Raw genomic sequence first — 19,918 nt, 5'->3', positions numbered from 1 at the left:
GCCATTGCGCCATCCCTTTGGTGTGCTGTCGAACATGCTGTGGTGATGACTTGTACGGCGCTGCGGCGCTGGCGGATCAGCGGGTCAGAAAAAATCAGTGGCTGGCCACCAGCACTCCCTTGAGCAGAGCGATGGCGGGCTGATTGTCGGCGGCAGCCAGCAGCAGTTGTTTCTGTTCAGGGGGGATCGGCAACACCTCCAGCCAGCGCTGGGCCACCCAGTTGCCATCGTCCCAGCGGGGCGCGGGATAGAGGGCGGCATAGTCGGGATAGTCGGCAAACACCTCCCGCAGCGCCTCGACCAGTGGTTGCTGATCGGGATGGAGCCGGCGGGGCGGCCAGGCCGTCAGCGGCGTCACCTCGCCGATACGCAGGCCATCCTGCTCCTGCCACAGACCCTCTATCTGCACCCGCTCCATCCCCTGCACCGTGATTCCCAGCATGCCGTCCGGCAGCCGGTCGAAATCGATGATGGTGACCCGGGTGGCGATGGGCAGCATGTTGCGCAGGGCGTCGGGCTGGCGCGGATCCTCCATGCAGAGGGCAAAGCCGGACTCCCCCGCCTCGGCAATCATCCGCTGGTATCTCGGTTCGAAGATCCGCAGCGGCATGACGCCGCCGGGCAGCAGGTGGGCAGATAGGGGAAACAGCGCCAGTCGCATCGCAAACTCCTCGGTTGGGAACCTCTGTTGATACGCCGGGCCAGTGGGAGGAGATCATTCCCGTCATCGGGAAAGGAAAAACCCTTAACAATCAGGGGAAAATAGCCTGGACAAGCCGCTTCGATATGCAGTAGAAATGGATAAGCACCGTAATTCCGCCCAATATTCTGAAATATGGCGCCAAACGCAGTGAAATATCCGCCAAGCCGCGAGCGGCGGGTCATCCCTATAGTTTTCTCGGGCCGATGCGGGTAAAATTCACGCCCTTATATATCAGTCATTTTTCGACACGCAACCTTGGTGGTCAGTTATGAAAGAGCATATTCATCATCTACTTGAACAAACGGTAGCCAATCTCAAGTCAGCAGGCGTCCTGCCAGCGGACCTGGAAGCCCGCGTGCAAGTAGACCGATGCAAGGAAAAAGCTCACGGCGACCTGGCTACCAACCTGGCCATGCTGCTGGCCAAACCGGCCCGCAAGAATCCCCGTGAGCTGGCAGCGGCCATCATCGAGCACCTGCCCGCCTCCGACCTGATCGCCAAGGTCGAGATCGCCGGTCCCGGCTTCATCAACTTCTTCTTCGACCAGCGCTGGCTGGCCGGTCAGGTCGAGGCCATGGTGACCTCTGCCAACGCCAACGTGAAGTTGCCAACCCCACAGACCGTGGTGGTGGACTACTCCGCCCCCAACGTGGCCAAAGAGATGGCGGTGCACCACATCCGCTCCACCGTACTCGGTGACGTAGCGGCGCGCGCGCTGGAGTTCCTCGGCCACAAGGTGATCCGTGCCAACCACATCGGTGACTGGGGTACCCAGTTCGGCATGCTGATCGCCTATCTGGAGAAGATGGCCAACGAGCACGCCAGCGACATGGCGCTCAAGGATCTGGAAGCCTTCTACACCCAGGCCAAGCGTTGCTACGACGAAGACGAAGCCTTCGCCGAGCGCGCCCGTAACTACGTGGTCAAGCTGCAGGGTGGCGACGAGTACTGCCGCACCATGTGGAAGAAGCTGGTCGACATGACCATGGAACAGAACCAGATCAACTATGACCGCCTGAATGTCTCCCTGACCAACAAGGACATCATGGGCGAGTCCATGTACAACGACATGCTGCCGGAGATCGTTGCCGACCTGAAAGCCAAGGGGCTGGCGGTCGAGAGCGAAGGCGCCACCGTGGTCTTCCTGGACGAGTTCAAGAACAAGGATGGCGAGGCCATGGGCGTCATCATCCAGAAGAGCGATGGTGGTTTCCTCTACACCACCACCGACATCGCCTGTGCCAAATACCGTTATGAGACGCTGGGCGCCGACCGTGTCATGTACTTCATCGACTCCCGTCAGCACCAGCACCTGATGCAGGCCTGGACCATCACCCGCAAGGCGGGCTATGTGCCGGAATCCGTACCGCTTGAGCACCACGCCTTCGGCATGATGCTGGGCAAGGATGGTCGTCCCTACAAGACCCGCTCCGGTGGCACCGTCAAGCTGGTCGACCTGCTGAACGAAGCGGAAGAGCGCGCCGCCGCCCTGCTGGAGAGCCGCAACAGCGACCTCTCTGCCGAAGAGAAGGCCAATGTGGTCAACGCCATCGCCATGGGCGCGGTCAAGTATGCGGATCTCTCCAAGAACCGCACCACCGACTACATCTTCGACTGGGACATGATGCTGTCGTTTGAAGGCAACACGGCCCCTTACCTGCAGTATGCCTACACCCGTATCCAGTCCATCTTCCGCAAGGCCAACATCGATGCCGAGACGCTTACCGGCAACGTGACCCTGAACGAAGAGGCCGAAGAGGTGCTGGCCCAGAAGCTGATCCAGTTCTCCGACGCGGTCAACGGCGTGGCAGACAAAGGCATGCCACACCTTCTGTGCACATACCTCTATGAACTGTCCGGCAACTTCATGACCTTCTATGAAGCCTGCCCGATCAACAAGGATGGCGTGGACGACGCGACCCGTCAGAGCCGTCTGTTGCTGTGCGCCGCCACCGCCAAGGTGCTGAAACTGGGCCTCGGCGTACTGGGCATCCATACCCTGGAGCGCATGTAATAGATGGCAACCCGGGATTATGTCGGCAGCCGCCCGCGACGTCGGGCGGGTGGCCGCAATACCAAGAAAGCGGCCCCTCGCCGCTTTCCTGTTATTCCAGTGCTGCTGGTCGTGGCACTGCTGGCAGGCTTTGGTGGCTTCCTTTACCTGATCAAGGGCAAGGGCCACGACGCCCCCACCATTGAAGAGCAGGTCAAGGCCAACAAACCAAAAGCGCAAAATGACGGGCTGCCTCAGGAGAAGTGGAGCTACATCGAACGGCTTGAGAACAAGCAGGTCGATATCATAGAGCCGCCAACCCAGCCGGGTGTGCTGCCGCCACCACCGGCAGACACCCTGACCCTGCAGCCGGAAAAACTGCCGCAGCCGGTGCCGACCGAGATTCCCCAGCCGGGAACACCCATCGGCCAGCCCAAGCCCTATCTGCCCAATCCGGCGACCACCCCATCTACGTCCGGTACACCGGTTGTCAGCGCGCAAGAGCAGGTGATCGACCGCAAGGCCGAACGGGAGCGGGAGATCCGCGCCGAACGGGAGCGAGAGATCCGCGCCGAACGGGAGCGGGAGATCCGCGCCGAACGGGAGCGGGAGATCCGCGCCGAGCTGGAACGGGAGCGCGCTGAAGCGGCCAAGGCCAAGGCGGCCACCCCGCCTGCGCAAACTGCAGCTACCGACAGCGGTCGCTACATGATGCAGTGCGCCGTCCTGCGCTCGCAGGATTCTGCAGAGGCGCTCAAGGCCCGCATCGCCTTCGGCGCTGGTCTCTCTTCCAGCCTGCAGGTGATCAATGGCGCCAACGGCACCGTCTACAAGGTGATGGTGGGCCCCTTCAGCGGCAAGGCGGCCGTCGATGCGGCCCACCGCAAGCTGCAAGGCTCCGGCATCAGCGGCTGTATTCCCAAAAAATGGTAATCCGCTTACCGATGGCGCAGGGCCGGGTGGCAACACCCGGCCCTGTTCTTTTGGTGCCACTCGCACCCACCCTGTTCACCGCCCCGTTTATCCCGATCAAGGCAGGGTTGAAAAGCCCGTTTGCCATCCCCATCTTTCTTGCCATGCACAGTCAGGCCGTCATTCGGCTCAAGCGAGGTAAGTAAAGTGACTACCATAGTTTCAGTTCGCCGCAACGGTCAGGTCGTCATCGGTGGCGATGGCCAGGTCTCTCTTGGCAACACCGTCATGAAGGGCAACGCCCGCAAGGTTCATCGTCTCTATAACGGCAAGGTGCTGGCCGGTTTCGCTGGCGGTACAGCCGACGCCTTCACCCTGCTCGAGCGTTTCGAAGCCAAACTGCAGGCCCATCAGGGTAATCTGGAGCGCGCCGCCGTGGCGCTGGCCAAAGATTGGCGCACCGATCGCGCCCTGCGCCGCCTCGAAGCGCTGCTGGCCGTGGCCGACGAGCACAAATCCTTCATCATCACCGGCAACGGTGACGTGGTGCAGCCGGAGCACGATCTCATCGCCATCGGTAGCGGCGGCAACTTCGCCCAGTCCGCCGCCATCGCACTGCTGGAAAACACCGAGCTGGATGCCAGGACCATTGTCGAGAAGTCCCTCAAGATTGCGGGCGACATCTGCGTCTTCACCAACGGCAACCACACCATCGAAGTGCTGGACTACGCAGCCAAGTAAGGCCGCCAAATAAGGCCACCAGCCAAACCCAATTTCCCAAGGGGTGGGCACTGCCCGCCCCGGATACAGGAACACCATCATGTCCGAGATGACCCCGAGAGAAATCGTCCACGAGCTGGATCGTCACATCATTGGTCAGGCCGATGCCAAGCGCGCCGTTGCCGTCGCCCTGCGCAACCGCTGGCGCCGGATGCAACTCAACGAAGAGATGCGCCATGAAGTGACCCCGAAAAACATCCTGATGATCGGCCCGACCGGTGTCGGCAAGACCGAGATCGCCCGTCGTCTGGCCAAGCTGGCCAACGCCCCCTTCATCAAGGTGGAAGCGACCAAGTTCACCGAAGTGGGCTATGTCGGCAAGGAAGTGGACAGCATCATCCGCGATCTGACCGATGCCGCCATCAAGCTGGTGCGCGAAACCGAGATGGAAAAGATGAAATACCGCGCCGAGGAAGCCGCCGAAGAGCGCATCCTCGACGCCCTGCTGCCCAACCCGCGCAACACCTGGGGTGAGGAAGAGAAAGCCGACAACTCCAACACCCGCCAGATCTTCCGCAAGAAACTGCGGGAAGGTCAGCTGGATGACAAGGAGATCGAGCTGGAGCTCTCCGCCTCCCCGATGGGCGTCGAAATCATGACCCCGCCGGGCATGGAAGAGATGGCCAACCAGCTGCAGGGGCTGTTCCAGAACCTGGGCCAGAACCAGAAGAAGAAGCGCAAGATCAAGGTCAAAGAGGCCATGAAGGCGCTGATCGAAGAGGAAGCGGCCCGTCTGGTCAATCCGGAAGAGCTGAAGCAGAAAGCGATCGCCGCGGTCGAGAACAACGGCATCGTCTTCCTCGACGAGATCGACAAGATCTGCAAGCGTGGCGAGAGCTCTGGCCCCGATGTCTCCCGTGAAGGGGTACAGCGCGACCTGCTGCCACTGGTCGAGGGCTGCACCGTCAACACCAAGCACGGCATGGTCAAGACCGATCACATCCTGTTCGTCGCCTCCGGCGCCTTCCAGATCGCCAAGCCGTCTGACCTCATCCCCGAGCTGCAGGGCCGTCTGCCGATCCGCGTCGAGCTGACCGCGCTGACCACAGATGACTTCGAGCGCATCCTGACCGAGCCGAACGCCTCCCTGACCGATCAGTACAAGGCGCTGATGGCCACCGAAGGGGTCAACATCGAGTTCACCAAAGATGGCATCCGCCGTCTGGCCGAAGCGGCCTGGCAGGTCAACGAGCGTACCGAGAACATCGGTGCCCGTCGCCTGCACACCGTGATGGAGCGCCTGATGGAAGATATCTCCTACGACGCCTCCGAGAAGTCCGGCGAGACCTTTGTCATCGACACCGACTACGTCAACGCCCACCTCGGCAAGCTGATTGAAGACGAAGATCTGAGCCGCTTTATTCTGTAAACGCGCCCCTCCCGATAAAACGCCTCCCTTCGCGGAGGCGTTTTTATTTCTCCACCGCCTCCGTCATCTGCCCGAATTCTGGCCCTTATCTGCGACAACCCATTCAATCCAAAGCCTTTTCCAGACCGCCCCTAGCGAACGCCCGCCGTTTTTCATCCCTGCTGAAATCTGCTCAAAAAAAGATCTGTCTACTTCTGCGCAATTGATTTATACATACGTATAAATCAGATCGAAATCTGTGCGACAGGAACCCGAAAGATGAATCCCACCCGGCAAAAACTGCTCGATACCGGCCTCGCCATCGCTACCGAGAAGGGGCTGCGCGGCCTGACGGTGCGCGAACTGGCGGCGGCGGCCGAGGTGAATCTCGGCTCCTTCGTCTACCACTTCGGCAACCGCGATGCCTTTATCGACGAGCTGGTCGAGCTCTGGTACGCCCCCCTCTATGACGAGCTCAAGGCGGTGGCAGCCAAAGGCTCCTACCCCTCCGCCATCGCCATGTTCGAGGCCACCATGGAGGCGCTGATCGGGCTGGTAGCGCGCCAGCGCGGCTTTATCAACCACCTCTTTGGCGATGCGCTGGCGGGCGAAGGGGCGGCCCAGCGCTTTCTGCTCAGCCTGCCGCGCCGTCATCCCCTGCTGCTGATCGAACAGGTACGGATGGCACAGGCGGAAGGGTCGCTGGTCGCCGGTCACCCGCTCCAGCTGATGATCTTCATCATGGGGTCAGTCGGCCTGCCGCTGGTGATCGCCGGCAGCGGTCGTCAGCTCGGCTGGCTGCCTGAACAGGCCGCCCCCTTTCTCAGCCAGATAGACAGCCCCGAGGCCGCCAGACAACGGCTGGTATGGGCCCTGCGCGGCCTGCGCCCCACCGACATGAAAGAAGGAGAAGCGGCATGAAACAACGCATCGCGATGGTAGCTCTGCTGCTGACCGATCTCAGTGGTTACCTCTGGTTGCAGTGTCCTCTTCAAGGAGAAGCGGTATGAAGCAACGCATTGCCATCGCAGCTCTGCTGCTGGCCGTTCTCAGTGGTTACCTCTGGTTGCAGTGCCATCTTCAAGGAGAAGCGGTATGAAACAACGCATTGCCATCGTGGCCCTGTTGCTGACCGTTATCGGTGGCTACCTCTGGTGGCAGGGGCGCCCGGCCGACGGCTCCATCCTCTACGGCAACGTCGATATTCGCGACGTCAATCTGGCCTTTCGGGTCGGCGGCCGCGTCGATCAGGTGCTGGTCGATGAGGGGGATAGCGTAAAAGCCGGTCAACTGCTGGCCCGCCTCGATCCGGTTCCCCTTACCCACAGCCGCGACAGCGCCCGCGCCAATCTGGCAGCGCTCACTGCCGCCAACGCCTTGATCCACAAAGGCTATCGCAGCGAAGAAACCGACCGCGCCCGGGCCGCACTGGCCGCCGCCGAAGCCGCTGCGCTGGAGGCCGACCAGCAGTGGCGCCGCCAGAGCGCATTGGCAGCCACCGGCGCCATCTCCCGCGGTCAGCTCGATACCGCCCGCTCCCAGCGGGATCAGACCCAGGCGCAGGTACGCTCGGCACGCGAACAGCTCGCCCAGCTCGAAACCGGCTACCGCCCGGAGGAGATCGCCCAGTCCGATGCCCATCTGGAAGGGGCCAAAGCGGCGCTCGCCAGTGCCGAACTGGCGCTGGCGGATGCCAACCTGACCGCCCCCAGCGACGGCATCATCATCAGCCGCGCCATCGAGAACGGCAGCATGGTCCAGAGCGGAGCGACCGCCTTCAACCTCTCCCTGACCGCACCGGTCTGGGTGCGCGCCTATGTGGAGGAGCCCTGGCTCGGCCACTTCCCGAGCGGCGCCAAAGTGACCCTCACCACCGACTCGCGGCCGGATCAGCCCTATCACGGGGTGGTGGGCTTTGTCTCGCCCACCGCCGAGTTCACCCCGAAATCGGTGGAGACACCGGATCTGCGCACTCACCTCGTCTACCGGCTGCGTATCGTGGTGCAGGATCCCGACCCGGCCCTACGCCAAGGGATGCCGGTCACCGTCAGGCTGGCGCCATGAGCAGCGCCATCTCCCTTGAAGGGCTCACCAAACGCTTTGGTGAGCGGGTCGCCCTCAACGCCATCTCGGCCACCATTCCGACTGGCGGCATCACCGGGCTGGTGGGCCCAGACGGCGCTGGCAAGAGCACTTTGCTGCGCCTGCTGGCCGGTCTGTTGATCCCGGAAGCGGGCACCATCCGGGTGCTGGGGCTGGATCCGGTGAGCGAGGGGGATCTGCTGCGTCAGCGCCTCAGCTACATGCCCCAGCAGTTCGGTCTCTACGAGGATCTCAGCGTGCTGGAGAACCTCACCCTCTACGCTGACTTGCGCGGCGTACTGGAGCCCGAACGCACGCCCACCTTCGCACGGCTGCTCGCCTTTACCGACCTCGCCCGCTTCACCGCACGACCGGCAGGCAAGCTCTCTGGCGGGATGAAACAGAAACTCGGGCTGGCCTGCGCCCTGCTCGGCACCCCGGATGTGCTGCTGCTCGACGAACCGGGGGTCGGGGTCGATCCCATCTCCCGCCGCGCCCTCTGGCAGATGGTGCGCGAGCTGGCCAAGGGGGGAATGACGGTGCTCTGGAGTACCGCCTATCTCGATGAGGCGGAGCTGTGCGACCACGTGCTGTTGATGGCGGATGGCGAGGTGCGCACCAGCGGCACGCCAGCCGATCTGATGGGGGCCATGGCCAGCCGCTGCTGGCTGCTGGAGGCGGGGCAACTGGATGGCCGCGAGCGGCGTGCCCTGCTGCGCCGGGCTCTGGCTCACCCGGCGGTGATGGATGGCGCGGTGGCGGGGGAGCGGGTTCGCCTGCTGCTGCACCCGGGCATGACGCCCCCGCCGCTGGCGGAGCTGCATCTCACCAACGGTGCCTTTCAACCGGCCCAGCCCCGGCTGGAGGATGCCTTTATCGACCTGCTCGGCGGCGGCCCCGGTGGGGAGTCGAGTCTGGCGGCCGGGATGCGGGAAGCCGAACTGCCGCAGGGGGTCTCCCCCGAGGCGGTGATCGAGGCGCGCCACCTCACCAAGCGCTTCGGCGATTTTGCCGCCACCGATGATGTCAGCTTTGCGGTGCGCCGCGGCGAGATCTTCGGCCTGCTCGGCCCCAACGGGGCGGGCAAGTCCACCACCTTCAAGATGGAGTGCGGCCTGCTGCGCCCGAGCGAGGGACAGGCGCTGGTGACCGGCATCGATCTGGCCCACAGCCCCTCGGCGGCACGTCAGCGCCTCGGTTACATGGCGCAGAAGTTCTCCCTCTACAAGCAGCTCACCGTGGCCCAGAACCTCTCCTTCTTCGCTGGTATCTACGGCCTGTTCGGCCGCCACCAGCAGACGCGAATCGATGCCATGGTGACTGCCTTTGCCCTCGCCCCCTGGCTCGATCAGAAGGCGGAATCCCTGCCGCTCGGCCTGCGCCAGCGCTTATCGCTGGCCTGCGCCCTGCTGCACGAGCCGCCGCTGCTGTTTCTCGACGAGCCCACCTCCGGGGTCGATCCGGTGACCCGGCGCGAGTTCTGGTCGCACATCAACGCGCTGGCCGATCACGGCGTCACCGTGCTGGTCACCACCCACTTTATGGATGAGGCTGAGTATTGCGACCGCATCGCCCTCATCTATCGCGGCAAGCTGCTGGCACTCGGCACCCCGGACGATCTCAAGGGGCTGGCCGCCAAAGAGACGGCGACTTCTTTGCCAACCGGCTCCTTGCCGACCTGTTCTTTGCCAACAATGGAAGAGGCCTTTATCACCCTGGTCGAGCGGGCCAGCGAGGAGGACGCATGAGCATCAACCGTCGGCGACTGCTGGCCCTCTGCCGCAAGGAGACGCTGCAAATCGTCCGTGACCCGAGCAGCATCCTCATCGCCTTCATCATGCCGGTGGTGCTGCTGGTGGTGATGGGTTACGCCATCAATCTGGATGTGGACCATCTGCGCCTCGGCATCTGGCGTACCGACAGCGGCGCCCCGGCGGTGCGGCTGGAGCAGGCCCTGCGCGGCTCTACCGCACTGGAGATCCACAGCGGCCCGAGCAAGGAGTCCCTGCTCGCCACTCTGGCCCGTGGCGAGATCCGCGGCCTGCTGGTGATCGATGACGGCCTCTCCCGCGCGCTGGCCGGTCAGGGCAATGGCACGCCGCAGGCGCTGCTGCTCACCGATGGCTCCGAGCCCAACACCGCCAACTTCGTCACCAACTATGTGCAGGGGATCTGGCAGGGGTGGCTCGCGGGCGAAAGGGTCACCATGCCGGTGTCGATAGAGAGCCGCGCCTGGTTCAACCCGGCGCTGGTGAGCCGCAACTTTCTGGTGCCGGGCTCCATTGCGGTGGTGATGACCATCATAGGCGCCCTGCTCACCTCGCTGGTGGTGGCGCGGGAGTGGGAGCGCGGTACCATGGAGGCGCTGCTCGCCACCCCGGTCACCAAGGGGGAGCTGCTGCTCTCCAAGCTGCTGCCCTACTATGGCCTTGGCATCATCGCCATGCTGCTCTGCCTGCTCTTCTCGGTGGCGGTAATGGGCGTGCCGTGGCGCGGCTCCCTGCTGCTGCTCTTTCTGGTCACCAGCGTCTTTCTCGGCAGCGCCCTCGGGCTCGGGCTGTTTCTCTCCACCGTGATGCGCAGCCAGTTCAACGCCGCGCAGGCGGCGCTGATCGCCGCCTTTCTGCCCGCGGTGATGCTGTCAGGCTTCGTGTTCGAGATCGCCAGCATGCCGCCTTGGCTTCGGGCCATCACCCACTTCATTCCAGCCCGTTACTTCGCGAGCTCGCTGCAGACCCTCTATCAGGCGGGCAGCGTCTTCTCGATCCTGCTGGTCAACGGTTTCTGTCTGCTGCTGCTGGCCGGTTTCTGGCTGGCCCTGACCGCCCGCAAGACGCGGCGCACTCTGGAGTAACCCATGCTGATCCGACTCTGGTGGCTGATCCGAAAAGAGCTGCAGGCCCTGATGGGCAATACCCAGGGGCGCTTTCTGCTCATCATGCCGGTGCTGCTGCAAACCGCCCTCTTCCCGTTCGCCGCCACTCTGGAGGTGACCGGCAACACGCTGGCCATCTACAACCAGGATGGCGGTGCCCAGAGCCGCGAGCTGCTGGAACGCCTCACCCATATGCCCGCCTTCACCACCATCATCCCGGTGCAGGGCGAGGCGGGCATGACCGAGGCCATCACCGGGCAACAGGCGCTGCTCGGGCTGATTATTCCGAGTGATTTCTCCCGCCGATTGGCGCGCGGTGAACCGGCCAAGGTGCAGCTGATCATCGATGGCCGCCGCTCCAACGGCGGTCAGGTGGCGGCAGGCTACATCAGTCAGGTGATCGCCCGCTGGCAAAGTGAGGGCAAGGGGCAACCCGAGCTGGCGGTGCGCAACCTCTACAACCCCAACGTCGAGTTCCACTGGCATATCCTGCCCGCGCTGGTGGCCATCATCACCACCACCGGCTGTCTTATCGTCACCGCCCTCTCGGTCGCGCGGGAGCGGGAAGAGGGCACCTTCGACCAACTGCTGGTCTCCCCCCTCACCGCAGGCTGGATCATGGCGGGCAAGGCGGTGCCCGGCATCATGGTGGCGGTGGGACAAGGGTGCATAGTCGCGCTGGCCGCCCGTTTTGTCTTTCACCTCCCCTTTGCCGGCAGCCTCAGCCTGCTGATGGCGGGCATGGTCTGCTACGGGCTGGCACTAGCCGGGATCGGACTCTTCATCTCGTCGTTCTGCTCAACCCAGCAACAGGCGTTTCTCGGGGTCTTCTCCTTCACCGTCCCGGCGGTGATCCTCTCGGGCTACATCTCGCCGGTGGAGAACATGCCGCAGGTGTTCCAGTGGCTGGCGGCCATCGACCCCCTCACCCACTTCATCGTGCTGCTCAAGGGGGTCTTCCTCAAGGGGTTTGACTGGTCGGCCGCCTGGCCCCTGCTCTGGCCACTGCTCGCCATCGCCGGCATCACATTGTCGCTGGCGCTCGCCATGTTCCGCCGCCATATCGCCTGACACGCCGCCTTGCTCGGATGATGCCCATTGATGCCGGTCTCGCCCAATGCGAGGCCGGCCTTTTTCCGACAGAAGTTTTCACTCCCCGGCTGTGGAAAGTGGGCTTGCTCGCCACCATCCCTCACCCCGAGCTAGCCCAGAAATAATCAACTGGTATACCTATTTTTGTATATCTTTGAATTTTATCGAATTACCCCTGACGAGATATATAAATAGACACTTGATTTGCATCAATTGCCCGCCCCGACTGACTGGGTAGCCTAGCCCCAGAATGATGTTTTATTACTCCAAACTTGAGGCAACTATGAGCAAAGTCAGACTGGTCGTTGTGGGCAACGGCATGGTGGGGCACCGCTTCATCGAAGAGCTGATCGAGCGGGCCGACCCGGGCCGCTACGAGATCACCGTCTTCGGTGCAGAACCCCGTCCCGCCTACGATCGCGTCCATCTCTCCTCCTACTTCTCCCATCACACCAGTGAAGATCTCTCCCTCGTCAAACCCGGCGTCTACGACAAGCACGGCATCCGGTTGCTGCTGGGCGAAGCGGTGAAAACAATCGACAGGGCCAACCGCGAAGTGCACTCCAACAAGGGCACTGTGGTCGGATATGACAAGCTGGTTCTGGCCACCGGCTCCTACCCCTGGGTGCCCTCCATTGCGGGCAGTCAGCACCACGAGTGCTTCGTCTATCGCACCATCGAGGATCTGAAAGCCATCCGCAGCGCCGCCAAGAGCGGCAAGAGCGGGGTGGTGATCGGGGGCGGCCTGCTTGGCCTCGAAGCCGCCGGCGCCCTCAAGGCGCTGGGTCTCGAGACCCACGTAGTGGAGTTTGCCCCTGTGCTGATGGCCGAGCAGCTCGATGGTCAGGGCGGCCAGCTGCTGCGCCGCAAGATTGAATCCATGGGCGTGCAGGTGCACACCAGCAAGAGCACCAGCGAGATCCTGATGCATGGCGGCGAGCAGGCGAAACACCGCCTCGCCTTCGCCGACGGCAGCCAGCTTGAAGTGGATGTGGTGGTCTTCTCCACCGGCATTCGCCCGCAGGATACCCTTGGCCGCTACGGTGATCTCGCCATAGCCCCGCGTGGTGGGGTTGAGATCGATGATCACTGCCTCACCTCAGACCCCGACATCTATGCCATCGGCGAGTGCGCCGCCTGGCAGGGCCGCTTCTTCGGGCTGGTAGCCCCGGGCTACAAGATGGCCCAGATCACCGTCGACCATCTGCTCGGCGGCGACAGCCGCTTCGAAGGGGCGGACATGAGCGCCAAGCTGAAACTGCTCGGCGTCTCCGTCGGCTCCATCGGTGATGCCCATGGCCGCACCCCGGGCAGCCACAGCTATGTGTTCCAGGACGATCAGGCTGGCGTCTACAAGAAGATCGTGGTGAGCGAAGACAACAGCCGCCTGCTCGGCGCCGTGCTGGTGGGTGACGTGGAAGATTACGGCAACCTGCTGCAGATGATGCTCAACACCCTGCCGCTGCCGAGCCACCCGGACACCCTGATCCTGCCCGCCTACGCCGGTGCCAAGCCGACCCTGGGGGTGGATGCCCTGCCAGAGAGCGCCCAGATCTGCTCCTGCTTCGACGTCTCCAAGGGCGACATCGCCAAGGCGGTGGCCGAAGGTCATACCACGCTGGCCGCCATCAAGCAGCACACCAAGGCCGGTACCGGCTGTGGCGGCTGTGTGCCGCTCATCAGTCAGGTGCTCAACGCCGAGCTGGTGAAGCAGGGCATCGAGGTCAACAACCACCTCTGCGCCCACTTCCCCCACTCCCGTCAGGAGCTGTTCCATCTGGTCAAGGTGGAGGGGATCAAGAGCTTCGACGAGCTACTGGCCAAGCACGGTCAGGGCTATGGCTGCGAGGTGTGCAAACCGACCGTCGGCTCCATCCTCGCCTCCTGCTGGAACGAGCATGTGCTGAGCCCGCGCAACACCCCGCTGCAGGACACCAACGATATCTTCCTCGGCAACATGCAGAAGGACGGCAGCTACTCCGTCATCCCGCGCATGGCCGGTGGCGAGGTGACCCCGGAGGGGCTGCTGGCGGTGGCCGAAGTGGCCCGCGACTACAAGCTCTACACCAAGATCACCGGCGCCCAGCGCATCGGCCTGTTCGGGGCCCAGAAGGATGACCTGCCCGCCATCTGGCGCAAACTGCTGGCGGCCGGCTTCGAGACCGGTCAGGCCTACGCCAAGGCACTGCGCATGGCCAAAACCTGCGTCGGCAGCACCTGGTGCCGCTTCGGCGTACAGGACAGCGTTGGCCTCGGGGTCTTCCTCGAGAACCGCTACAAGGGCATTCGCACCCCCCACAAGATGAAGTTCGGCGTCTCCGGCTGTACCCGCGAATGTGCGGAAGCCCAAGGTAAGGATGTCGGCATCATCGCCACCGACGCGGGCTGGAACCTCTATGTGGGCGGCAACGGCGGCATGAAGCCGCGCCACGCCGATCTGCTGGCGTCTGACCTCGACCGCGAAACTCTCATCAAGCTGATCGACCGTTTTATGATGTTCTACGTCACCAGCGCCGACAAACTGCAGCGCACCTCGGTCTGGCTCGGCAATCTGGAAGGGGGCGTCGACTACCTGCGCGAGGTGATCGTCGACGACAAGCTGGGGCTGGCCGAGACGCTGGAGCGCGATATCCAGACCCTGATCGACAGCTACGAGTGCGAATGGTCGCGCACCCTCAACGAAGAGGAGGCACTCAAGCGCTTTAGCCACTTCATCAACAGCGACAAGCGCGACCCGGACGTTCAGTTCGTCAGCGAACGCGATCAGCACCGACCGGCCACCCCGGCCGAGCGCATCCCCGTCTACCAGATCGAGGTGGAGACCAAATGATGAAACTTGCCTGCCAACTCAACGATATCCTGCCGGGAACCGGTGTGTGCGCCCTCATTGAAGGTCGCCAGATCGCTCTGTTCCGCCCGAGCGCGGCCGCCGAGGTGTTCGCCATCGACAACCGGGATCCCTTCTTCGCCGCCAACGTGCTGTCGCGGGGCCTGATTTGCGAACACGACGGCGAGCTCTGGGTCGCCAGCCCGCTCAAGAAGCAGCGCTTTCGCCTGAGCGATGGCCACTGTTTCGACAACCCTGCGATGTCGGTGCAGAGCTATCCCGCTGAAGTACGCGATCAGCAGGTCTGGGTCGCCGTCTGATGTCGACAACCCCCAGATCTATGTCGGTACAGGGATACCCCGTTGAAGTGCGCGACCAGCAGGTCTGGGGCACCGTCTAAAGCCGATTTCACTCTCTTTCGGGCTGCCTGCAGGCAGCCCTTTCAAGGACTCATAAGATGTACACGGAAACCATTAACAAGTGCGCCGCCAACGCGGCCCGCATCAACCGCTTCGAGCGCAGTGACAAACTCGGCTTCTGGCTCAGCTCCGCCATGGCGGGGGCCTATGTGGGCCTTGGCATCATCCTCATCTTCACCCTCGGCAATCTGGTGGATCCCGCCATCCGGCCGCTGGTGATGGGGGCCACCTTCGGCATCGCCCTGACCTTAGTTGTCATCGCCGGCTCTGAGCTGTTCACCGGCCACACCATGTTCCTCACCTTCGGGGTGAAGAGCGGCAAGATCACCATGGCCGACCTGCTACGCATCCTGCCGCAGACCTGGGCCGGCAACCTGCTCGGCTCCATCGCGGTGGCGCTCATCTACTCCTACGGCGGCAGCCTGCTGCCGGACGCTGGCAGCCTGGCGCACAAGGTGGCGCTGGCCAAGACCCAGGCACCGGCGCTGACCCTGTTTATGAAGGGCGTGCTGTGCAACTGGCTGGTCTGCCTCGCCATCTGGATGGCGCTGCGCACCGAAGGGGCCGCCCGCTTCATCGCCATCTGGTGGTGCCTGCTGGCCTTTATCGCCTCCGGCTACGAGCACTCCATCGCCAACATGACCCTGTTCGCCCTCTCCTGGTTCGGTGCCCACTCCGAGGCCTACACCCTGGGCGGCATCGGCCACAACCTGCTGTGGGTGACCCTGGGCAACACCGTCTCCGGCGCCCTCTTCATGGGCCTCGGCTACTGGTATGCCACCCCCAAGGCTGAGCGCCCAGTCGCGGTGAGCGACACCACCAGCACCGCCAACCAGACCCAAACCGCCTGATCCGGAGGCCCCATGGACTACTTGCCCATCTTTTGCCGACTCGACAATAAACCCGTGCTGCTGGTCGGCGGCGGCGAGGTAGCGGAGCGCAAGGCACGCCTGCTGCTGGATGCCGGTGCCCAGCTCACAGTCGTAGCCCCCGAGCTTGACCCCGAGCTGGCGGAACTGGCTGTCAACGGGACCATCGAGTGGCTGGCCGGCGAATTCGAGCCGGCGCAGCTAGCAGGCAAGTGGCTGGTGGTGGCCGCCACCGATCGGCGCGAGGTGAATGCGCTGGTCTACCAGAGCGCCAATCAGGCGCGGATCTTCGCCAACGTGGTGGATGACCCGAAACGCTCCAGCTTCATCATGCCGTCGATCATCGACCGCTCGCCGCTGATGGTGGCCATCTCCTCCGGCGGCAAGGCGCCGGTGCTGGCCCGCTTGCTGCGGGAAAAACTCGAAGCCCTGCTGCCTCAGCATCTGGGCGCCGTCGCGACCTTCGCCGGCAGCCTGCGGGAGCGGGTCAAGGCGCGCTTCGCCAGCATGGGAGAGCGGCGCCGCTTCTGGGAACGGCTGCTCGGGGCCGACCGACTCGGTCAGGCGCTGGCGCGGGGCGATCACGCCTCTGCCAATCAGCTGGCCGACAGCCTGTTTGCCGACGAAAGCCAGAGCGCTGGCGAAGTAGTGCTGGTGGGAGCTGGCCCCGGCGATCCGGGTCTGCTCACCCTGCACGCCCTGCGCCAGATGCAGCAGGCGGACGTGGTGGTCTATGACCGGCTGGTCTCCGACGAGGTGATGGCGCTGGTGCGCCGGGATGCCAAACGCATCTTCGTCGGCAAGCAGGCGGGCAACCACTGCGTACCGCAGCAGGGGATCAACCAACTGTTGCTGGAGGAGGCGAATAAAGGGCAACGGGTGGTACGGCTGAAGGGGGGCGACCCCTTTATCTTCGGCCGTGGCGGCGAAGAGCTGGAAACGCTGGTCGGCAGCGGCATCGGCTTTCAGGTGGTGCCGGGGATCACCGCGGCCAGCGGCTGTGCCGCCTACGCCGGCATTCCGCTGACCCACCGCGATCACGCCCAGAGCGTGCGCTTCGTCACCGCCCACGGCAAGGGGGGTGCCCGGGATCTCGACTGGCCGCTGCTGGCCAAGGACAAACAGACGCTGGTGTTCTATATGGGGCTCTCATCCTGCGCCACCATCCGCGAGCAGCTGCTGGCCCACGGCAAGGCGGGCAACACCCCGGTAGCGCTGATCGAGCGCGGCACCCAACCCTGCCAGCGGGTCATTCGCGGCACCCTCGACCAGCTGCCCGCACTGGCAGTGGGGGTCGAGAGCCCCGCCCTCATCATGGTGGGCTCGGTAGTGACCCTGGCCGACCAGCTCGCCTGGTTTGGCGCGGCACCTCAGGCTCAGCAAGCCCTCGCCTGAGGGGTTCTCGGCAACTCACCATGAGGCCACCAGCAGGTGGCCTCACTTTTACCTCCCTCCTCTCCCATCACGGTCATAACCTGTTGTTTTAAGTCTGGTATCCTATGGGCATTGAGCCCTTGGCTACCCTCTCAGGAATTCATCCCATGTCTCTTCCCATCAAGAACAGCGCCCGGCAGCGCGCGGAAGACAGATCCCGCATTCTCACCCTGCTGCTGCGCGATGATGCCCTCACCGACAGCCTGCTCGACCCGCAGGTGGTGCAGGATGCCGAGCAGCGCGATCAGACCAGCGAACTCACTGCGCTGGCCAACGGGCTGCCCGCCGCCGACGTCGCCGATGCGCTGGAGTCGCTGCCGCCCGATGAGCGCCATGCCCTGTGGGCACTGGTGGAGGAGGAGAAGCGCGGCCAGATCCTGGTCGAAGCGTCGGAGACGGTGTGGGACAGCCTCATTAGCGGCATGAGCGACAAGGAGCTGCTGCACGCCCTGCGCACCCTGGATATCGACGACCAGATCTATCTGGGCCAATACCTGCCGCGCAACCTGATGGGGCGGCTGCTCACCTATATGGCCCCCGAAGAGCGGGATCGGGTACGGGAGGTGATCCGCTACGGCAAGCACACCGTCGGCGCCATGATGGACTTCGAGATCATCACCATCCGCCCCGAGGTGAGCCTGGCCACGGTGCAGCGCTATCTGCGGCTGCGCGGCAAGATCCCCGCCAACACCGACAAGCTGTTCGTCATCGACAGGCGCAACCACCTGCTGGGGGAGCTGGCCCTCACCACAGTGCTGCTGCACAAACCCGCCACCCTGGTGAGCGATGTGATGGCGCGGGATCCGGTCACCTTCGATCCGGAGGATAACGATGAAGCGGCGGCCCGTACCTTCGAGCGGGATGACCTGCTCTCCGCCGCCGTGGTGGATGGCAAGGGCAAGCTGATGGGCCGCCTCACCGTCGAAGAGGTGGTGGATCTGGTCTATGAGGAGAGTGATACCGACCTGCGCCGGATGGGGGGTATCAGCGAGGATGAGGACGTGTTCGCCCCTGTCAGCAAGGCGGTCAAGACCCGCTGGGCCTGGCTGGCGCTGAACCTCTGCACCGCCTTTGTCGCCTCGCGGGTGATCGGCATGTTCGAGCACACCATCTCCCAGCTGGTAGCGCTGGCAGCCCTGATGCCTATCGTCGCCGGGATCGGCGGCAACACCGGTAACCAGACCATCACCATGATAGTGCGGGCGCTGGCACTGCAGCACATTCAGGCGGGCAACCTCTCCTTCCTGCTGCTGCGGGAACTCGGGGTCGCCTTTATCAACGGGTTGGTGTGGGGCGGCACCATGGGCATTGCCACCTATCTGCTCTATCAGGATGCGGCGCTCGGCGCCGTGATGACCCTGGCCATGATGCTCAACCTGCTGGTGGCCGCCCTGATGGGGGTGATTATCCCCATGACCATGACCCGCCTCGGCCGCGACCCGGCGGTGGGGGCCAGCGTGATGATCACTGCCATCACCGACACCGGCGGCTTCTTTATCTTCCTCGGGCTGGCGACCATTTTCCTGCTGTAACCAGCCACTCAATCCATAAAAAACAGGCCCACCGAAGTGGGCCTGCTGTTATCTGTGTGGTCGGGAATGTCGCGCTAAAGGACGCTACTCCCGCTCCTTCACATAAGGGGTGCCGAGCGCCTTGGGTGCCACCGCACGGCCGATAAAGCCGGCCAGCAAGAACACGGTCAGGATGTAGGGCAGTGCCTCGATGGCCTGCACCGGAATGGCGAAGCCACCGATGCTGACCCCTTGCAACCGGATGGCGACCGCATCGAGGAAGCCGAACAGCAGGCAGGCTGCCATGGCATTCCAGGGGCGCCACTTGCCGAACACCAGCGCCGCCAGTGCCATAAAGCCCTTGCCCGCACTCATGTTGGGGATGAACTGGGCCGTCTGGGCCACCGCCAGATAGGTGCCACCGATACCGGCCAGCAGGCCGCCGATGATGAGCGCGGTGTAGCGCATCCGCACCACCGAGATACCGGCGGTATCGACCGCTGCCGGTGCCTCGCCCACCGCCCGCAGCCGCAGACCGAAGCGGGTACGGAACATCACCCACCAGGCCAGCGGCACGCAGGCGAATGCCACGTACTCCAGCAGGGAGTGGCCGCTCAACAGCTCGCTGTAGAGCTGGCCAATCACCGGCACATCGTAGAGCTCCTTGGCATAGGGGAAGTCGATGGGGGCGAAACGGGCATCACCGGAGAGCGCCGGGGTCTGGCCACCCTGATCGAACCAGTAACGGCCCAGCGTCACGGTCAGACCGGCCGCCAGAATGTTGATGGCCATGCCGCTCACCACCTGATCACCGCGGTGGGTGATGGTGGCAAAGCCGTGCATCAGGGCAAACAGCACCGAGATGGCAATCCCGGCACCCAGTCCCACCCAGGCGGAACCGGAGACCGCCGCCGCCGCACCACTGGCGAACGCCGCCGCCAGCAGTTTGCCTTCCAGCGCGATGTTGACCACCCCGGAGCGCTCGCAGAACATGCCGGCCATGGCGGCCAGGATCAACGGTGGTGCGGTCCGAATGGTCGCATCCAGCATCAGGATCAGAATTTCAAACATGA

At 63.7% G+C, this 19,918-nt stretch carries 16 protein-coding genes; 14 read left to right on the top strand and 2 right to left on the bottom strand.

The window, feature by feature from the left end; genetic code table 11:
* Positions 1 to 94: 94 nt before the first annotated feature.
* Positions 95 to 661, bottom strand: coding sequence for an LON peptidase substrate-binding domain-containing protein (locus NMD14_00500; GenBank protein ID XEI33013.1), 567 nt, complete (start codon positions 659 to 661; stop codon positions 95 to 97).
* Positions 662 to 971: 310 nt separating this feature from the next.
* Between NMD14_00500 and argS the strand changes: the two genes are divergently transcribed.
* From argS to mgtE, 14 genes are all read left to right on the top strand, one after another.
* Positions 972 to 2,717: an arginine--tRNA ligase gene (gene argS, locus NMD14_00495; protein XEI33012.1), complete on the top strand. Its 1,746-nt coding sequence runs from the start codon at positions 972 to 974 to the stop codon at positions 2,715 to 2,717.
* A 3-nt stretch (positions 2,718 to 2,720) separates the two neighbouring features.
* Complete coding sequence (locus NMD14_00490) at positions 2,721 to 3,629, top strand: SPOR domain-containing protein (GenBank protein ID XEI33011.1); 909 nt, start codon at positions 2,721 to 2,723, stop codon at positions 3,627 to 3,629.
* A gap of 186 nt (positions 3,630 to 3,815) precedes the next feature.
* A complete protein-coding gene (gene hslV, locus NMD14_00485) occupies positions 3,816 to 4,349 on the top strand; it encodes an ATP-dependent protease subunit HslV (GenBank protein ID XEI33010.1) in 534 nt (177 codons plus the stop codon).
* A gap of 79 nt (positions 4,350 to 4,428) precedes the next feature.
* Positions 4,429 to 5,757 (top strand): HslU--HslV peptidase ATPase subunit, encoded by a 1,329-nt coding sequence (gene hslU / locus NMD14_00480; protein XEI33009.1) that lies wholly within the window; start codon positions 4,429 to 4,431, stop codon positions 5,755 to 5,757.
* 258 nt (positions 5,758 to 6,015) lie between these two features.
* Entirely contained in the window at positions 6,016 to 6,657 is a 642-nt protein-coding gene (locus NMD14_00475) for a TetR/AcrR family transcriptional regulator (GenBank protein ID XEI33008.1), read from the top strand.
* A gap of 174 nt (positions 6,658 to 6,831) precedes the next feature.
* The gene (gene hlyD, locus NMD14_00470; GenBank protein ID XEI33007.1) at positions 6,832 to 7,800 is read left to right on the top strand and encodes a secretion protein HlyD; all 969 of its coding nucleotides are present in this window, start codon (positions 6,832 to 6,834) and stop codon (positions 7,798 to 7,800) included.
* Positions 7,797 to 9,566, top strand: a complete 1,770-nt coding sequence (locus NMD14_00465) for an ATP-binding cassette domain-containing protein (GenBank protein XEI33006.1) — start codon at positions 7,797 to 7,799, stop codon at positions 9,564 to 9,566. Before hlyD ends, NMD14_00465 begins: the two co-directional genes overlap by 4 nt.
* On the top strand, positions 9,563 to 10,672 hold the full coding sequence (locus NMD14_00460) for an ABC transporter permease (GenBank protein ID XEI33005.1): 1,110 nt from the start codon (positions 9,563 to 9,565) through the stop codon (positions 10,670 to 10,672). Before NMD14_00465 ends, NMD14_00460 begins: the two co-directional genes overlap by 4 nt.
* 3 nt (positions 10,673 to 10,675) lie before the next feature.
* Positions 10,676 to 11,764, top strand: coding sequence for an ABC transporter permease (locus NMD14_00455; GenBank protein ID XEI33004.1), 1,089 nt, complete (start codon positions 10,676 to 10,678; stop codon positions 11,762 to 11,764).
* A 304-nt stretch (positions 11,765 to 12,068) separates the two neighbouring features.
* Complete coding sequence (nirB, locus tag NMD14_00450) at positions 12,069 to 14,615, top strand: nitrite reductase large subunit NirB (protein XEI33003.1); 2,547 nt, start codon at positions 12,069 to 12,071, stop codon at positions 14,613 to 14,615.
* Positions 14,615 to 14,932 carry a nitrite reductase small subunit NirD gene (gene nirD / locus NMD14_00445; GenBank protein ID XEI34681.1) on the top strand — a complete coding sequence of 106 codons (318 nt, stop codon included), beginning with the start codon at positions 14,615 to 14,617 and terminating at the stop codon, positions 14,930 to 14,932. Before nirB ends, nirD begins: the two co-directional genes overlap by 1 nt.
* A 137-nt stretch (positions 14,933 to 15,069) precedes the next feature.
* On the top strand, positions 15,070 to 15,882 hold the full coding sequence (nirC, locus tag NMD14_00440) for a nitrite transporter NirC (GenBank protein XEI33002.1): 813 nt from the start codon (positions 15,070 to 15,072) through the stop codon (positions 15,880 to 15,882).
* Between the two features lie 12 nt (positions 15,883 to 15,894).
* Positions 15,895 to 17,295: a siroheme synthase CysG gene (gene cysG / locus NMD14_00435; protein XEI33001.1), complete on the top strand. Its 1,401-nt coding sequence runs from the start codon at positions 15,895 to 15,897 to the stop codon at positions 17,293 to 17,295.
* A gap of 146 nt (positions 17,296 to 17,441) precedes the next feature.
* Entirely contained in the window at positions 17,442 to 18,866 is a 1,425-nt protein-coding gene (gene mgtE, locus NMD14_00430) for a magnesium transporter (protein XEI33000.1), read from the top strand.
* A gap of 84 nt (positions 18,867 to 18,950) precedes the next feature.
* Here the strand turns inward: mgtE and NMD14_00425 are convergent, their stop codons facing one another.
* A complete protein-coding gene (locus tag NMD14_00425) occupies positions 18,951 to 19,916 on the bottom strand; it encodes an ABC transporter permease (protein ID XEI32999.1) in 966 nt (321 codons plus the stop codon).
* Positions 19,917 to 19,918: the final 2 nt, after the last annotated feature.

The sequence above is a fragment of the Aeromonas veronii genome (genome assembly GCA_041319085.1).
Taxonomy (GTDB): domain Bacteria; phylum Pseudomonadota; class Gammaproteobacteria; order Enterobacterales; family Aeromonadaceae; genus Aeromonas; species Aeromonas veronii_F.
Note: the sequence above shows the minus strand (reverse complement) of the source record. Positions and strands in the feature narration are given on the sequence as shown.

Coding starts and splice junctions, on each gene's coding strand:
- NMD14_00500 (XEI33013.1), bottom strand. CDS start 661: ATGCGACTGGCGCTGTTTCCCCTATCTGCCCACCTGCTGCCCGGCGGC.
- argS (XEI33012.1), top strand. CDS start 972: ATGAAAGAGCATATTCATCATCTACTTGAACAAACGGTAGCCAATCTC.
- NMD14_00490 (XEI33011.1), top strand. CDS start 2,721: ATGGCAACCCGGGATTATGTCGGCAGCCGCCCGCGACGTCGGGCGGGT.
- hslU (XEI33009.1), top strand. CDS start 4,429: ATGTCCGAGATGACCCCGAGAGAAATCGTCCACGAGCTGGATCGTCAC.
- NMD14_00475 (XEI33008.1), top strand. CDS start 6,016: ATGAATCCCACCCGGCAAAAACTGCTCGATACCGGCCTCGCCATCGCT.
- hlyD (XEI33007.1), top strand. CDS start 6,832: ATGAAACAACGCATTGCCATCGTGGCCCTGTTGCTGACCGTTATCGGT.
- NMD14_00465 (XEI33006.1), top strand. CDS start 7,797: ATGAGCAGCGCCATCTCCCTTGAAGGGCTCACCAAACGCTTTGGTGAG.
- NMD14_00460 (XEI33005.1), top strand. CDS start 9,563: ATGAGCATCAACCGTCGGCGACTGCTGGCCCTCTGCCGCAAGGAGACG.
- NMD14_00455 (XEI33004.1), top strand. CDS start 10,676: ATGCTGATCCGACTCTGGTGGCTGATCCGAAAAGAGCTGCAGGCCCTG.
- nirB (XEI33003.1), top strand. CDS start 12,069: ATGAGCAAAGTCAGACTGGTCGTTGTGGGCAACGGCATGGTGGGGCAC.
- nirD (XEI34681.1), top strand. CDS start 14,615: ATGAAACTTGCCTGCCAACTCAACGATATCCTGCCGGGAACCGGTGTG.
- nirC (XEI33002.1), top strand. CDS start 15,070: ATGTACACGGAAACCATTAACAAGTGCGCCGCCAACGCGGCCCGCATC.
- cysG (XEI33001.1), top strand. CDS start 15,895: ATGGACTACTTGCCCATCTTTTGCCGACTCGACAATAAACCCGTGCTG.
- mgtE (XEI33000.1), top strand. CDS start 17,442: ATGTCTCTTCCCATCAAGAACAGCGCCCGGCAGCGCGCGGAAGACAGA.
- NMD14_00425 (XEI32999.1), bottom strand. CDS start 19,916: ATGTTTGAAATTCTGATCCTGATGCTGGATGCGACCATTCGGACCGCA.